The sequence below is a fragment of the Nocardioides sp. Z35_8 genome (genome assembly GCF_059621125.1).
On sequence record NZ_JCAQIE010000003.1, the window covers coordinates 64,024 to 79,154 of the forward strand.

General features: G+C 73.5%; 12 protein-coding genes. 7 read left to right on the forward strand and 5 right to left on the reverse strand.

Annotated features, from left to right (window positions below):
• Positions 1-6: 6 nt before the first annotated feature.
• Complete coding sequence (locus AC54T2_RS14805; RefSeq protein ID WP_496666567.1) at positions 7-2,730, reverse strand: bifunctional acetate--CoA ligase family protein/GNAT family N-acetyltransferase; 2,724 nt, start codon at positions 2,728-2,730, stop codon at positions 7-9.
• 354 nt (positions 2,731-3,084) lie between these two features.
• Here AC54T2_RS14805 and AC54T2_RS14810 point away from each other — a divergent pair, with 354 nt between their 5' ends.
• The 4 genes from AC54T2_RS14810 to AC54T2_RS14825 are packed head-to-tail and all read left to right on the forward strand — an operon-like array spanning position 3,085 to position 8,697.
• Positions 3,085-5,607, forward strand: coding sequence for a DNA gyrase/topoisomerase IV subunit A (locus tag AC54T2_RS14810; RefSeq protein WP_496666568.1), 2,523 nt, complete (start codon positions 3,085-3,087; stop codon positions 5,605-5,607).
• Positions 5,608-5,612: 5 nt separating this feature from the next.
• Positions 5,613-6,341 (forward strand): LppX_LprAFG lipoprotein, encoded by a 729-nt coding sequence (locus AC54T2_RS14815; protein WP_186342060.1) that lies wholly within the window; start codon positions 5,613-5,615, stop codon positions 6,339-6,341.
• Positions 6,338-8,182, forward strand: a complete 1,845-nt coding sequence (locus AC54T2_RS14820) for an MFS transporter (RefSeq protein WP_496666569.1) — start codon at positions 6,338-6,340, stop codon at positions 8,180-8,182. The genes AC54T2_RS14815 and AC54T2_RS14820 overlap by 4 nt, the downstream gene beginning before the upstream one ends.
• A 20-nt stretch (positions 8,183-8,202) precedes the next feature.
• Positions 8,203-8,697 carry a carbonic anhydrase gene (locus AC54T2_RS14825; protein ID WP_489976055.1) on the forward strand — a complete coding sequence of 165 codons (495 nt, stop codon included), beginning with the start codon at positions 8,203-8,205 and terminating at the stop codon, positions 8,695-8,697.
• Positions 8,698-8,737: 40 nt separating this feature from the next.
• On the opposite strand, the gene AC54T2_RS14830 is transcribed toward AC54T2_RS14825, so the two are convergent.
• Positions 8,738-8,935, reverse strand: coding sequence for a hypothetical protein (locus tag AC54T2_RS14830; RefSeq protein ID WP_186342058.1), 198 nt, complete (start codon positions 8,933-8,935; stop codon positions 8,738-8,740).
• A gap of 168 nt (positions 8,936-9,103) precedes the next feature.
• The gene (locus AC54T2_RS14835) at positions 9,104-11,176 is read right to left on the reverse strand and encodes a DNA gyrase/topoisomerase IV subunit B (protein ID WP_496666570.1); all 2,073 of its coding nucleotides are present in this window, start codon (positions 11,174-11,176) and stop codon (positions 9,104-9,106) included.
• A 234-nt stretch (positions 11,177-11,410) separates the two neighbouring features.
• Here AC54T2_RS14835 and AC54T2_RS14840 point away from each other — a divergent pair, with 234 nt between their 5' ends.
• Together AC54T2_RS14840 and AC54T2_RS14845 are read left to right on the forward strand one after the other, a co-directional pair.
• Positions 11,411-11,656, forward strand: coding sequence for a DUF7455 domain-containing protein (locus AC54T2_RS14840; RefSeq protein WP_186342056.1), 246 nt, complete (start codon positions 11,411-11,413; stop codon positions 11,654-11,656).
• A gap of 121 nt (positions 11,657-11,777) precedes the next feature.
• Complete coding sequence (locus AC54T2_RS14845) at positions 11,778-12,254, forward strand: DUF456 family protein (RefSeq protein ID WP_496666571.1); 477 nt, start codon at positions 11,778-11,780, stop codon at positions 12,252-12,254.
• A 16-nt stretch (positions 12,255-12,270) separates the two neighbouring features.
• On the opposite strand, the gene AC54T2_RS14850 is transcribed toward AC54T2_RS14845, so the two are convergent.
• Positions 12,271-12,810 carry a hypothetical protein gene (locus AC54T2_RS14850; RefSeq protein ID WP_186342054.1) on the reverse strand — a complete coding sequence of 180 codons (540 nt, stop codon included), beginning with the start codon at positions 12,808-12,810 and terminating at the stop codon, positions 12,271-12,273.
• An 82-nt stretch (positions 12,811-12,892) separates the two neighbouring features.
• Between AC54T2_RS14850 and AC54T2_RS14855 the strand changes: the two genes are divergently transcribed.
• Entirely contained in the window at positions 12,893-14,104 is a 1,212-nt protein-coding gene (locus AC54T2_RS14855) for a CapA family protein (protein ID WP_496666572.1), read from the forward strand.
• Here the strand turns inward: AC54T2_RS14855 and AC54T2_RS14860 are convergent.
• The gene (locus AC54T2_RS14860) at positions 14,101-15,117 is read right to left on the reverse strand and encodes a M28 family metallopeptidase (RefSeq protein WP_496666573.1); all 1,017 of its coding nucleotides are present in this window, start codon (positions 15,115-15,117) and stop codon (positions 14,101-14,103) included. The genes AC54T2_RS14855 and AC54T2_RS14860 overlap by 4 nt on opposite strands.
• Positions 15,118-15,131 lie beyond the last annotated feature (14 nt).

Genomic DNA, 15,131 nt, shown 5'->3' on the forward strand with positions numbered 1-15,131 from the left:
CCTGGCTCAGTCGGTCAGGGTGTCCCCAGCCATCGTGCTCAGCCGTCGGACGAACCAGTCGGAGCGCGGGTCCTTGACCGGCTCGACCCGGACCGTGGCGCCGAGCACGGTCGCGCCCTTGGCGCCTGCCAGCACGAGGGGCAGCTGCAGCGCCCGGACCTGCGGCAGGTCGTGCTGGAGCTGGGCCACCTGCCGCACCAGGCGCTCGATCTCGGCCACGTCGACGCTCTCGCCGCCGCGGTAGCCGAAGAGGAGCGGGGAGGCCTTGATGTCGCGCACCATGTCCTGGGCGTCGTGGTCGGCGAGCGGCGGGATCCGGTAGGCCCGGTCCCCCAGCAGCTCCGTGAGCGCGCCGCCGATGCCGAAGGACAGCACCGGGCCGAAGAGCGGGTCCTCCATCGTCGCGATGGTGACCGGCACCCCGGGCGGGGCGTTGCGCTGCACCACGAAGCCGGCCCGGTCGGGGTCGGTGATGACGTGGCTCAGCGAGCGCCACGCCTGCGCCATCTCCGCGGGCGTGTCGATGTTGCGCCACACGTGTGCCAGGTCGGGCCGGTCGCGCAGGTGGTCGGCGGTCGCCTTCAGCACCACGTCCCACCCCAGCGCCTCCCCCGCCGTGGTCGCCTCGTCGAGCGACGCGACGGCATAGGTGTCCCAGAGGTCGATGCCGTAGGCGGCCAGGAGCCGCTTCTGCTCCTGGTAGTCGAGGTCGCGGCCCTCGGGGTGGCGCATCAGGACCTCGTTGACGAGGTGGCGGGCGGCGTCCGCGTCGTGGGCGACCGGCTCGAGGGCCGGCGCCTGCGGCACCCGCAGCCACACGGCGTACTCGACGACGTGCGCGAGCGCGCGCACGGCGGCCTCGACCGCGGGGTACGACGGCACCGACCCGCGACCCGCGCTGGAGCCGGCCACGTCGGGCACCCGCAGCAGCTCCGGGACGCCCTCGGTGCCGAGGAAGGTCGACACGATCGGCTTGTCGGACTGCTCGCCGACGGCGGCGAGCACGTTGGCGACGTCCTCGCGGGCGCCCGCGACGTTGAGCGGCGGGATGAAGATCGCGACGACGGCGTCGACGTCGGGGTCGTCGATGGCGGCGTCGAGGGCGTCCTCGAAGTCCTCGGCGGTCGCGTCGGCACCGAGCGCCTCCTGGCGGTTGACGACCAGCCCGACGGAGTTGGCGGCGTCGGCGGCGAGCAGGCCGAGCGCGTCGGAGTTGCCCACGACGGCGACCCGGCGACCGCGCGGCAGGGGCTGGTGGGCGAGCAGCTGGGCGACGTCGAACATCTCCTCGAGCGACTCGACCTGGATGATCCCGGCCTGGCGGAACATCGCGTCGACCGCCTGGCCCGGGGCGCCGATCCGGCGCACGGCGTGGCCCATGGGCACGCCCTGGGAGCTGCGCCCCGAGCGGACCGCGACGATCGGCTTGCGGCGACTCACCCGCCGGGCGATGCGGGAGAACTTGCGCGGGTTGCCGATCGACTCGAGGTAGAGCAGCACCACCTCGGTGGCGTCGTCCTCCTCCCAGTACTGCAGGAGGTCGTTGCCCGACACGTCGGCGCGGTTGCCGGCGCTGACGAAGGTGGTGAGTCCCAGACCACGGTTCTGCACCTTCTCCAGGATCGCGGTGCCGAGCGCGCCCGACTGGCAGAAGAACCCGGCACGGCCGCGGGGCGGCATCACCGACGACAGCGAGGCGTTGAGCTGGACGTCGGGGTGGGTGTTGATGATGCCGAGGGCGTTGGGCCCGATCAGGCGCAGGCCGTAGGAGCGGGACAGCCCGACCAGGCGGCGCTGCCGCATGCGGCCCTCCTCGCCGGTCTCGGCGAAGCCCGAGGAGATGACCACCAGCCCGTGAACGCCCTTGGCGGCGCAGTCGAGCACGACGTCCTGGACCGCCTCGGCGGGCACCGCGACGATCGCCACGTCGACGTCGCCGGGGATGTCGCCCACCGACTTCCACGCCGGCATCCCCGACACCGAGTCGGCGCTGGGGTTGACCACGTGGATCCGGCCGGTGAAGTTGCCGAGCACGAGGTGGCGCACCAGGGCCCGGCCGATGGTGTCCTGGCGTCGGCTGGCGCCGATGATGGCGACCGACCGCGGCGAGAAGAAGCGCTCGATCGAGGCGTACTCGGCCCGGTGCTCGCGCTGCTCCATCACGCCGAGCGCGGTGTCGGTCGGGTCGATCCGGAACACCATCTCCATCACGCCCTCCTCGAAGGCGCTCTTCACCTGGTAGCCGGCGTCGCGGAACGTGTGGATCATCGCCTGGTTGTCGGGCAGGACCTCGGCGACGAACTCCTCGACGCCGCGCTCGCGGCCGGCCTGGGCGAGGTGCTCGAGGAGGAGCTGGCCGATGCCGCGACCCTGGTGGGCGTCCTCGACGAGGAAGGCCACCTCGGCGTAGCCGGGGCGGATCGTGTCGTAGCGGCCGACCGCGATCATCTGGCCGGCCACGAGCAGGATCAGCGCGACCCGGTCGCGGTGGTCGACGCGGGTGAACCGGTCGAGGTCGCGCTCGGACAGCTCGGGCATCGGCGAGAAGAAGCGGTAGTACTTCGACTGGTCCGAGACCCGGCTGTAGAACTCGACGAGCAGCTCGCGGTCCTCGGGCTGGATCGGCCGGATGTGGGCCGTGCGCCCGTCGCGGAGCAGGACGTCGGCCTCCCAGTGCCGGGGCGCGGGCGTCGTACGCGGCTCGGGTGCTGCGGCGTCCGTGTCGGTCACGGTGGCAATCTATCGGGACTCCGCCCCCGCCCCACGGCGAGTGGGCGCGTCCTGGCCGCAATTTCCCGTCGAGGCGGCGCATCCTGACCGCAAAGCACCGCCGAGTCGGCGCATCCTGACCCCAAACCACCGCCGAGTCGGCGCATCCTGACCGGCGGTCGGCGAGGACGCGCCGACTCGACCCCGTATGCGCGCGAGGACACGCCGACTCGACCCCGTATGCGCGCGAGGACACGCCGACTCGACCCCGTATGCGCGCCAGGACGCGCCGACTCGACCCCGTGCGTGAACCGGCGCGCCGCCGTCGGCGTGCCCCCGGTCGTCGGCGGCAGGGCAGCGGGGACAATGACCGCCATGGCACGACGCACGAAGCAGCAGCCCCTGCCGGACGACTTCGAGGAGCACATCCTCGACACCGACATCCGCGACGAGATGCAGACGTCGTTCCTGGAGTACGCCTACTCGGTCATCTACTCCCGGGCGCTGCCCGACGCGCGCGACGGCCTCAAGCCGGTGCAGCGGCGCATCCTCTACACGATGGACGAGATGTCGTTGCGCCCCGACCGCGGGCACGTCAAGAGCGCCCGCGTCGTCGGCGAGGTCATGGGCCGTCTCCACCCCCACGGCGACGGGGCGATCTACGACGCGCTGGTGCGGATGGCGCAGCCCTGGTCGATGCGCCTGCGCACCGTCGACGGCCACGGCAACTTCGGCTCCCCCGACGACTCCCCCGCCGCGATGCGCTACACCGAGTGCCGGATGGCGCCGGCCGCGGTGGCGATGACGGCCTCGATCGACGAGGACACGGTCGACTTCAAGCCCAACTACGACTCACGCGAGATGGAGCCGGTCGTGCTGCCGGCGGCCATCCCCCACCTGCTGGTCAACGGCTCGGCCGGCATCGCGGTCGGCATGGCCACCAACATCGCCCCGCACAACCTGATCGAGGTGGTGCAGGCGCTCAAGCACCTCGTCACCCACCCGAAGGCCCCCCTCGACGACCTCATGCGGTTCATCCCCGGTCCCGACCTGCCGACCGGCGGCAAGATCGTCGGCCTCGACGGCATCCGCGACGCGTACGAGTCGGGCCGCGGCACCTTCAAGATGCGGGCCACCGCGCGCATCGAGTCGGTGACGCCGCGTCGCAAGGGCATCGTCGTCACCGAGCTCCCCTACGGCGTGGGCACCGAGCGCGTGATGGAGCAGATCAAGAAGCTCGTGATGGCCAAGAAGCTGCAGGGCATCGCCGACATCAAGGACCTCAGCGACCGCGAGCACGGCCTGCGGCTGGTGATCGAGATCAAGAACGGCTTCGTGCCCGAGGCGATCCTCGAGCAGCTCTACCGACAGACCGCGCTGGAGGACTCCTTCGGCATCAACGCCGTGGCGCTCGTCGACGGCCAGCCCCGCACCCTCGGGCTCAAGGAGATGCTCGACGTCTTCCTCGGCCACCGCTTCGACGTCGTCCGCCGCCGCTCGACCTTCCGCCGCGCCAAGGCCGCCGACCGGCTCCACCTCGTCGACGGCCTCCTCATCGCGATCCTCGACATCGACGAGGTCATCCAGGTGATCCGCGGCTCCGACAACGCGGCCGCCGCCAAGGAGCGGCTCATCGAGATCTTCGAGCTCTCCGAGGTCCAGGCCGACTACATCCTCGACATGCCGCTGCGCCGCCTGACCAGGTTCAGCAGGCTGGAGCTGGAGAAGGAGAAGAGCGAGCTCGAGCGCACGATCGAGTACCTCGACGCGATCCTGGCCGACGAGAAGCTGCTGCGGAAGGTGGTCTCCGACGAGCTCACCGAGGTGGCCAAGGAGCACGGCACCCCCCGGCGTACGGTGCTGCTCGGCGCGGCCCCCGCCGTCACGGCGGCCACCGACGTCGAGGTCAGCGACGACCCGTGCTTCGTGCTGCTCTCCTCCACCGGCCTGCTGGCGCGCACCAAGGACGCCGCCCTGCCGGGGCGCGGCGGTGGCCGCACCAACCACGACGTCACCGTCTCGGCGGTGCGCACCACCAAGCGCGGCGAGGTGGGGGTGCTCACCAACAAGGGCCGCCTGGTCCGGCTCTCGGTGCTCGACCTGGGCAACGCCGAGCTCCCGTCGACCGCCAACGACCCCAACCTCCAGGGCACCCTGTCGCTGAGCGAGCTCGTGGCCCTCGAGCCCGGCGAGCGGCCGCTGGCCCTCACCTCGCTCGCCACCGACGGCCCGGGCCTGGCGCTCGGCACCCGCGACGGCGTGGTCAAGCGGGTCAACCCCGAGGTCCTCAACCGCGACGAGTGGGAGGTCATCGGGCTCAAGGACAGCGACGAGGTGGTCGGCGCGGTCGAGCTCACCACCGGCGAGGAGGAGCTCTGCTTCATCTCCACCGACGCCCAGCTGCTCCACTTCCCGGCGTCCGTGGTCAGGCCCCAGGGCCGGTCCGGCGGCGGCATGGCCGGCATCAAGCTGGGCGCCGGCCAGCACGTCGCGTTCTTCGGCGCCTTCGACCCCGCCGACGCGGTCGTCGTGACCGCGTCCGGGTCGTCCACGGCCCTGCCCGGCACCGAGGCGGGCTCGGTGAAGGTCACGCCGTTCACCGAGTATCCCGGCAAGGGGCGCGCCACCGGCGGCGTGCGCAGCCACCGCTTCCTCAAGGGCGAGGACACGCTGGTCACGGCGTGGGCCGGCCCCGGCCCGGCCCGTGCGGCGGCGTCGAGCGGCGCGCCGGTCGAGCTGCCCGACGCCGACGGCCGGCGCGACGGCTCGGGCGTTCCCGCGTCCCAGCCGATCGCCGCGGTGGCCTCCCCCGTGGCCGCCCAGGTGGCGTCTCGCGCCTCGGCGCACCCAGCGGCAGACGCGGACGCCGGTGACGCGCCCGCCCCTGTGGAAGGCTGAGCCGCATGTCCGCCCGTGCCCGCACCTCAGGACGACTCGTCACGACGGTCGCCGCCCTCGTCCTCGCCCTCCCCGCCCTGGCCGCCTGCTCCGGCGACGACGGAGGCGGCGGCGGTGCCGACGACGGTCCCACCCCCGAGGAGGCCCTCGCCGTGGCCGCGACCACCCTCGCCGAGACCAGCGGTGTCGACCTGACCCTGTCGACGCCGACCCTGCCCGACGGCGTCTCGGGCATCACCCGCGCGGTCGGCACCATCACCGACGCGCCCGCCTTCGACGGCTCGATCACCGTCGTGTTCGCCGGCCAGACCGTCGACGTTCCGGTCATCGCGGTCGGCAAGACCGTCCACGCCCAGCTGCCGTTCACCCCGGGCTGGAACGTGGTCAACCCCAAGGAGTACGGCGCGCCCAACCCGGCCAACCTGATCGGCGAGAAGGGCTTCGCCGGGCTGCTCGGGCTCACCGAGTCGCTCGAGGCCGGAGACAGCGTGCGCGGCGGCGCCGACAACTCCGAGATCCTCACCACCTACACCGGCACCGTGCCCGGCACGGCGATGAAGGCGATCATCCCGTCCTCCTCCGGCGACACCTTCGACGTCGAGTGGCAGGTCACCGACGAGGGCGAGCTGCGCAAGGCCACCCTCACCGGTGTCTTCTACCCGCGCGCCGAGCCGATGACCTACACCGTCGACTTCGCCGACTACGGGATCGACAAGGACATCACCGCCCCGTGAGCCGGACCGCGGGCGCGGCCGGACGGCAGCCCGGCGACGGGGCCCCGCGCGGCTCCCGGCTGCTGCTCGCCCTGGCGGCCGTCGCCGTGGCGTTCGCCGCCGCCGACACCTACGTCGTCGTCCTCGCGCTGCCCGACATGATGACCGGCGTCGGCGTGCCGATCGACCAGCTCCAGCGCGCCGCACCGATCGTCAGCGGGTTCCTCCTGGGCTACGTCGCGATGCTCCCGCTGATCGGCCGCATCGCCGACCTGCGCGGACGCGTACCTGTGCTGGTGATGGCCCTCGTGCTCTTCGCGCTCGGGTCGCTCATCACCACGGCCGCCTACGACATGCCCAGCATCGTGGCCGGCCGGTTCCTGCAGGGCGTCGGCGGCGGCGGGCTCGTGCCGGCGACGCTTGCCCTGGTCGCCGACCTCTACCCCGTCGAGCGCCGCGGCGTCCCCCTCGGCGTGGTCTCGGCCGTGCAGGAGGTCGGCTCGGTCCTCGGCCCGCTCTTCGGCGCCGCGGTGCTCGCGTTCGCCGACTGGCGCGCGATCTTCGCGATCAACCTCGCCGTCGGCCTGGTGCTCGCCGTCGCGATCCGCTCGCTGGCGCCGCGTGCGACCACCACTGGCGGCACCGGCGACACGGACGGCATGGCCGGTACGACCGGTACGACCGGTACGCCCGGCCGGCGCCGGCTGCCGGACCTCGTCGGTCTGCTGCTCGTGGCGGCCGCCCTCGCCGGCGCCGCCGTGGTGTTCGTGCGGCCCGCGTCGTTGATGCGCGACCTCACCTGGGGCCGGCTCTTCGTGCCGTTCGCCGGTGACGGCCGGTGGCTCACCCCGATCGGCGCCGTCACCGTCGTCGCGCTCGTGCTGCTGGTGGCGTGGTGCTGGCTCGCGCGCCGACCGCTGCTCGACCTGCGCGGCTGGGTCCGGGTGCTGGTGGACGCCGACCTCGTCGGCGCCCTGCTGCTCGCGGGGGCGCTGGGCGGCGTCATCCTCGCCTTCGCCACCGCCGACCCCAAGGTCGAGGTGTTCTCGCCGCAGGGGCGCTGGTACCTCCTCGGCGCCGCCCTGGCCGCCGTCGCCCTCGCGTGGCACCTGCGCCGCGCCGCGCAGCCGCTCGTGCCCCGCGGCGCGCTGCGGCGTACGCCGGCGTGGGGGGCGCTGCTGGTCAGCTTCTTCGTCGGCGCCGCGCTGATCGCCGCCCTCATCGACATCCCGCTCTTCGCGCGCACCACCGTCTACCCCGACGACCAGCTGCCGGCCGCGCTGGTGCTGGTGCGCTTCCTGCTGGCGCTCCCCGTCGGGGCGGTCGTCGGCGGCTACCTGATCCGCGTCGTCTCCCCCGGCCCGGTCACCGCGGCCGGGATGGTGCTCGCCGCGACGGGCTTCGTGCTGATGACCCGGTGGGGACTCACCACGATCGAGGAGCCGATCGCCAACCTGGCCCTGGTGACGGGCGGGCTCGGCTTCGGCCTGGCCCTCGCCCCGATCAACGCCGCGCTGCTCGCGTCGACCGACGACGACGCCCACGGCGTCGCCAGCGCCTTCGTGGTGGTCGCCCGGATGGTGGGGATGCTCGTGGGCATCTCCGCGCTGACCACCATCGGACTGCGCCGCTACTACTCCGAGCAGCTCGCCGTGCCCCCGGTGCAGGAGGTCTGCGACGGCAAGAGCCGGTGCCCCGAGTTCTCCGACCTGCTCCGCGTGGCCGGCATCGCCCAGGAGCACGCGGTCTTCTGGGGAGCGGCCGGCTGCGCGGTCGTCGCCGCGGTGCTCGCGCTGGTGGTGTTCCGCGACGTGCGCCCCGGCCGGCTCGCGACGCGGGACGTGCTCCCGACCGGCGGCTGAGGCGCGCTAACCTGCCGGGCGTGAGCGACTTCGACGACCTCCTGCAGGCCAACCGTGCCTTTGCGGACACCTTCGACCTCGGCGGCTTCGACGGCAAGGCCCATGCCGGCATCGCGCTGGTGACGTGCATGGACTCGCGCATCGACCCGCTGGGCATGCTCGGGCTGCGGCACGGCGACGCCAAGATCTTCCGCAACCCGGGCGCCCGGGTGACCCCCCAGGCCCTCGAGGCGCTCGTCCTCGGCGTGCACCTGCTCAACGTGCAGCGGATCCTCGTCGTCCCGCACACCCGCTGCGCCATGGCGTCGGCCACCGAGCAGGAGCTGCGCGCCACGATCGGCGAGTCCGCCGGCGTCGACGCCAGCTGGGCGTCGTTCGACGTCGTCACCGACCAGCTCGACCAGCTGCGCCAGGACGTCGCCAAGGTGCGTACGCACCCGCTGATCGGCGAGCGCGCCAAGGTCGGCGGCTTCCTCTACGACGTCGACACCGGCCTGCTGGACGAGCAGGTCTGAGCGCCCGGCCCTCCGGGACGCCGGTTCGTACGCGGTCCGCTCAGTCTCCCGCGGACGACGGCCGGCCCGGCCGGAGGTCGGCCTGCATCGCCGCGATGCGCTGGTCCGTGCGGTCGATGCGGTAGGCGTCGAGTGTGCCGTGCCGCACCCCGAGCCGGATGATCCAGTAGAGCACCGCGGCCGGGAACGTCCACAGGATCACCAGGACGATCACTTCGGAGATGCTCGCGTCAGGCACGCGCGCAGCCTAGTCCCATCCGGCGTGCTGCGTGTCGGACAGGACAAACCCGCGCCCCGGTGGTCGGGCCAGCCGCGCACGCGGCCGCCCGGCCGCACGTCGTCCTGTCCGACACGCCGGGGTACGCCCCGGGGGCCGGCAGGGCGTGGGCGGGCGCGGGGCGGGCCGTCAGGCGTCCAGGGACTCCATGTCGACCTCGTAGGCGCCCTGCACGATGAACTCCTTGCGCGGGGCGACGTCGGAGCCCATGAGCAGGTCGAAGACCTTGCTGGCCTCGTCGACGTCGTCGATGGTCAGCTTGCGCAGCGTGCGGTGGCGGGGGTCCATGGTGGTCTCGGCCAGCTGGTCGGCGTCCATCTCGCCGAGGCCCTTGTAGCGCTGGATGGGGTCCTTCCAGCGCACGTTCTTCTTCTTCAGCTCCGCGAGCCTGCGCTGGAGCTCGTCGTCGGAGTAGGTGTAGATGTACTTCTCCATCCCCTTCTTGGGGTTGGACAGCTCGATGCGGTGCAGCGGTGGCACGGCCGAGAACAGCCGCCCGTCGCGCACCAGGTCGGGCATGTACTTGAAGAACAGCGTCGCGAGCAGGCAGCGGATGTGGGCGCCGTCGGAGTCGGCGTCGGCCATCAGGATGATCCGGCCGTAGCGCGCCGCCTCGAGGTCGAACGTACGGCCCGAGCCGGCGCCGACGACCTGGATGATCGAGGCGCACTCGGCGTTCTTGAGCATGTCGCCGACGCTGGCCTTCTGCACGTTGAGGATCTTGCCGCGGATCGGCAGCAGCGCCTGGAACTCGCTGCTCCGCGCGGCCTTGGCCGTGCCCATCGCCGAGTCGCCCTCGACGATGAAGAGCTCGGTGCGCTCGGTGTCGGAGCTGCGGCAGTCGAAGAGCTTGGCAGGGAGCGCCGAGGACTCCAGGGCGTTCTTGCGGCGCTGGTTCTCCTTGTGCTGCCGCGCGGCCAGGCGGGTCTTCGAGGCGCCGGCGACCTTCTCCATCAGGAGCTTGGCCTGGGCCCTCTCGGCCCGCTTGGTGGAGGTCAGGAACGCCTTGAGCTCGCCGGCCACCACCTTGCGGACGACGCCGCGAGCCGCCGGGGTGCCGAGGATCTCCTTGGTCTGGCCCTCGAACTGCGGCTCGGCGAGGCGCACGGTGACGACGGCCGTCAGCCCCTCGAGGACGTCGTCCTTGATCACGTCCGCGTCCGCGGCCTTGAGGACCTTCGCGGCGCGCATCGAGTCGTTGAACGTCTTGGTCAGCGCCGACTCGAAGCCGCTGACGTGGGTGCCGCCCTTGGGCGTGGCGATGACATTGACGAAGGAGCGGACCTCGGTGTCGTAGGCGGTGTCCCAGCGCACCGCGACGTCGACGAACAGCTCGCGCTCGATCTCCTGGGGCGTCATGTGCCCCTTGTCGTCGAGCAGCGGCACCGTCTCGGTGAAGGTGTCGGTGCCCTGCAGGCGCAGGATGTCGGTGACCGGCTCGCCGTGGGAGAGGAAGTCCACGAACTCGGCGATGCCGCCGTCGTGGCGGAACTTCTCCTCGACCATCTCCGAGGAGCGCTGGTCGCGGATGACGAGCTCGAGGCCCGGCACGATGTACGACGTCTGGCGCGCGCGGCCGACCAGGCCCTCCATCTCGAAGCGGGCGTCCTTGGTGAAGATCTGCCGGTCGGGCCAGAAGCGGATGCGGGTGCCGGTGCGGCCCTTGGCGACCCGCTTGCCCTTGCGGGTCAGCCCGGACTGCGGGGTGAACGGCGCGTCGGGGCCCTCGCCGTCGAAGACGCCCGGCACACCGCGCTGGAACGACAGTCCCTGCTGGGAGGGCGAGCGGTCGACGTCGATGTCCATCCGCGAGGACAGCGCGTTGACCACCGACAGCCCGACGCCGTGCAGGCCGCCGGTCGCGACGTAGGACCCGCCGCCGAACTTGCCGCCCGCGTGCAGCTTGGTCGCCACGACCTCGACGCCCGACAGGCCCGTCTTGGGCTCCTTGTCGGTCGGGATGCCGCGCCCGTCGTCGTAGACCTCGACCGACCCGTCGTCGTGCAGGGTCACCTCGACGTGGTGGGCGACGCCGGCCAGCGCCTCGTCCACGCCGTTGTCGATGATCTCCCAGAGGCAGTGCATCAGCCCGCGCGTGTCGGTCGAGCCGATGTACATGCCCGGTCGCTTGCGGACCGCGTCGAGTCCCTCGAGGACGAGGAGGTGCGCGGCGTTGTAGGTGTTGTCTGCCGGTGCTGCCACAAGGGAAGAACCTACCCGCGACACGCCGGACGCCGACGGAGGCACGCCTGCCCCGCCACGCGCATGCTCGGGTCTAGCGTGGGGCACCTCACAGGTGTCGCCTCGGCGACGAACGGTCCACTGTCGGGGACATCACCACCGGGAAGGGGCACGGCGTGGTTGACTTGAAGCGTCCAGGGCCCGGGGGGCCGGCGGGGAATCTTTGCCCCACTGGTTACGTTGGGCCTGACACCGATGAACAGAAACGAGGCTGACGTGACCACTGCCACCGCACCCACCCAAGCCGTCCTCACGGCCGGTGACCGCTGCGACCGCTGCGGTGCCCAGGCCTACCTCCGTGTGGAGCTCCAGACCGGCGGCGAGCTGCTCTTCTGCGCCCACCACGCCCGCGAGCACGGCGAGAAGCTCCGCGAGATCGCGGCCAACGTGCACGACGAGACGCACAGGCTCGACTCCCCCGCCGCGGGCAGCGAGGCCTGAGCTCGACCCACCCCCGACCACCGACTCCCAGCACGGCCCCGGACACGCTCTCCGGGGCCGTTCTGCGTGTCGGGACGGTTCCGCCCACCAGGGCGGGCGGGTATCTGGGAGTCTGTGCCGCGTGAGCTCCACCGAGATCCTCGTCGCCATCGTGATCGCCGTCGGCATCGCCGGCATCATCGTGCCCGTCCTGCCCGGGTCGATCCTCGTGCTGGGCGCCGTCCTCGTCTGGACGCTCGACATCGGTACGACGACGGCGTGGGCCGTCTTCGCCGTGTGCGCGGTGGTCCTGGCCGTCGGGGCGGTGGTGAAGTACCTCGTGCCGGGTCGCAGCCTCAAGGCCTCGGGTGTGCCCAACCGCACGCTCCTGGTCGGCGCCCTGCTCGCCTTCATCGGGTTCTTCGTCGTCCCCGTGGTCGGCGTCTTCCTCGGCTTCGTCCTGGGCATCTACGTCGCCGAGCGCGCCCGCGTCGGGGCCGCCGCGGCCGGACCGTCGACCCGGTCGGCGCTCCGCGCCGTCGGCGTCTCGATCCTCATCGAGCTCGCGGCGGCAGCCGTCGCGGCGCTCGCATGGGTCGTCGGCGTCGCGGTCACCTGAGCGGCGGGGACCGGCCTCAGGCCGCCAGGCCCGGCGCGAGCGGCAGGCTCCAGCGACGCTGCCTGGGCGCCCAGTCGCGCACGGGGCGCGCCCCGGCCTGGTCGATCATCTTGACCGAGACCCGCACCGACGGCGACCGGTCGAGGCAGTCGCGGCTCACGACCGCGCGGAACACGTCCTGGCCCCACTTGGGACGCGCTCGGTAGTCGCACCGGACCTGGCCGTCGCTGCCTCGCCAGCCCTCGGCCGCGGTGAGGATGTAGTCGGTGCCGTCGCCCAGTCCGCTGCTGAGGACGTACTCGGGCCCCTTGCGGTCCCGGTCGGTGTCGAAGTAGACCGAGACCCCGGCCATGCTCGAGCGCATCAGCTCGGCGAACCGCACCTTGACGACCACGGCCTTGTCCCCGTGGCGGGCCTCGAGCCCGTAGATGTCGGTGAGTGAGCCCTTGGCGTCCGCAGGGTCGTCGACGGCGTAGAACTCCGCGTGCGCGGGCGCGGCGACGAGGACGGTCAGCGCCAGGACGTGGACGGCCAGGAGAGCGATCCGAGTTCTCATGCGTCGAGTGTGACACCGCGCACCCGTGCCGCGTCGACCGACTTCCGAGGGCTGGACTCCCCCGCGGTGGCACGATGGCCGCATGACCGGAGCGGGCGGCGCCGACACACGTCGTGGCGCCACGGTCCGCGCGCTCGTCGTCTGGCTCCTGGTCGGCCCGGCCCTCGCGGCGTGCGCCGCGGGCGCCCCGCCAGCGGACCCGAGCGAGCGGCCCGCGCGGACGTCGGCGGCGACGCCCGCCGCCCCGGAGCCGGACCGCACCGACGACGGGGCCGACGACGGGGCAGAGGAGGGGGGAGAGGAGGGGGCCGGACGCGGGCGCCCCGCCCCCGTGCGGATCGCCGTGGCGGGCGACATCCACTTCGAGGGCGCCCTCGCCGAGCGCCTGCGCCGCCCGGCGGACGCCCTGGCGCCGGCCGCCCGCGTCCTGGCCGAGGCCGACGTCGCCATCGTCAACCTGGAGACGTCCGTGGGTGACGGCGGCAGGCCTGAGCCCGGCAAGCGGTTCACCTTCTCCGCCGGCCCGCGTGCCCTCGCCGCGCTGGCGGCCGCCGGGATCGACGTCGCCAGCATGGCCAACAACCACGCGCTGGACTTCGGGCGGGACCGGCTCCCCTCGACGCTGCGCGCGGCCCGACGCGCGGCAGCCGCCGACCCGCCGCTCCGGGTGGTCGGCATCGGGGCCGACGCCGACGAGGCGCACCGCGCCGCTCGCACCGTGGTGGGCGGCACGGTGGTCGCCACCCTCGCGGCGTCCGCCGCCGACCAGGACCCGACCGCCGACCCCACCGGCCACTGGGCCGCCCGCCCGGGCCGCTCCGGCGTCGCCGACGCCACGGACCCTCTGCGACTGCTGCGCGAGGTCCGGCGCGCCGACAGCGAAGCCGACGTGGTCGTGGCCTACCTCCACTGGGGCGTGCAGGGCGAGCGTTGCCCGTCCCCCGACCAGCGGCGCCTGGCCCGCGCCCTGGTCGCGGCGGGCGCGGACGTGGTGGTCGGCAGCCACGCCCACGAGGTGCAGGGCGACGGCCGCCTCGGGGCGGGCTACGTCGCCTACGGGCTCGGCAACTTCGCGTGGTACTCCCCCGGCCCGACGGGCGTCCTCACCCTCACCGTCCGCCCCCCGCGCGAGCGGACCGGCCGGGCCCGGGTCACGGCGTCACGGTGGTGGCCCGCGACGATCGGTCCTGACGGGCTGGCCGCAGCCGACGCCGGCCCCGCGGCGGCCGCGTCACACGCCAGACGCGCGGCGCTGCGTTCGTGCGCCGGCCTGGCACCGCCCCGGGCCCGCTAGCGCGGCGCCAGCCACGCGAGCACCACCCGACCGACCCGCTCGAGCTGCGCGGGCGACACGACGCCGGGCACGTCGCCGGCGGAGTGGTAGCCGGCGTAGGGGGTCGATCCCAGCCGGGCGGCCGGGAGCCCGTCGCGCACGAACGACCAGTGGTCGCTGCTGCGCTGCTCGGCGTCGGCGAGCGTCGGCACGCCGGCGCGCCGGGCCGCGGCCAGCAGCGACCGCTGCACCGGGTCCGTGGCGCCGGCCGACCCGATGGGCACCCGGTCGCCCACGCCGACCCGGTCCAGCGAGACCATCGCCCGCAGCGCGCGCCGCTCGACAGGCCTCATCGCGGCGACGTAGCGTCGTGACCCGTAGTGGTGGTCGTCGTCGGAGGGGCCGCGGGGCTCCTCGGCACCGAACGCGACCAGCACCACCGGCAGCCGCGTACGCCGGCCAGCCACGGCCTCCGCCACCGCCAGCAGGACACCCACGCCGGAGGCGTTGTCCTCGGCGCCGGGCGCCTGCGACACCGTGTCGAGGTGGGCGCCCACCACGAGGTGCGGGGCGGCGGGGTCCATCCCCGGTGGCCGGGCGACGACGTTGACGGAGGAGCCGCCCGCCACCGGGACGCCCCACGAGACGCCGGCCGGCACCTCGATGCGCTGGCGGGTGACGTCGTAGCCCAGCCGGCGCATCTCGCCGCCCACCCAGCGGGCGGCGCGGGCGTACGACGCCCCGGTCGCCTCCCGCGGTCCGATCCGTCCGGCCAGCCGACGCACCGCACCGACGGCCGTCGCCCGGTCGAGGTCGTCCGCGGAGACGGCGACGGGCTCGGGTCGGGCGTCGGTCGGGGTCCCAGCGGATGTCGGCGGGTCGACGGGCCGGTCGGTGACGGCCGCCCCGCTGCCCTCCTCGGGGCCGGGCTCCGGGGAGCCCACCTCGTCGCCGGCCGAGCAGCCCGCGGCCAGCACGAGCGCCGCGAGGACGGCGGCCAGCGCCCCTCGCCCACGACCCGTGCCCGGCTCCATGGGTCCACCCTGCC

Coding starts and splice junctions, on each gene's coding strand:
- AC54T2_RS14810 (WP_496666568.1), top strand. CDS start 3,085: ATGGCACGACGCACGAAGCAGCAGCCCCTGCCGGACGACTTCGAGGAG.
- AC54T2_RS14815 (WP_186342060.1), top strand. CDS start 5,613: ATGTCCGCCCGTGCCCGCACCTCAGGACGACTCGTCACGACGGTCGCC.
- AC54T2_RS14840 (WP_186342056.1), top strand. CDS start 11,411: ATGAACAGAAACGAGGCTGACGTGACCACTGCCACCGCACCCACCCAA.
- AC54T2_RS14850 (WP_186342054.1), bottom strand. CDS start 12,810: ATGAGAACTCGGATCGCTCTCCTGGCCGTCCACGTCCTGGCGCTGACC.
- AC54T2_RS14855 (WP_496666572.1), top strand. CDS start 12,893: ATGACCGGAGCGGGCGGCGCCGACACACGTCGTGGCGCCACGGTCCGC.
- AC54T2_RS14860 (WP_496666573.1), bottom strand. CDS start 15,117: ATGGAGCCGGGCACGGGTCGTGGGCGAGGGGCGCTGGCCGCCGTCCTC.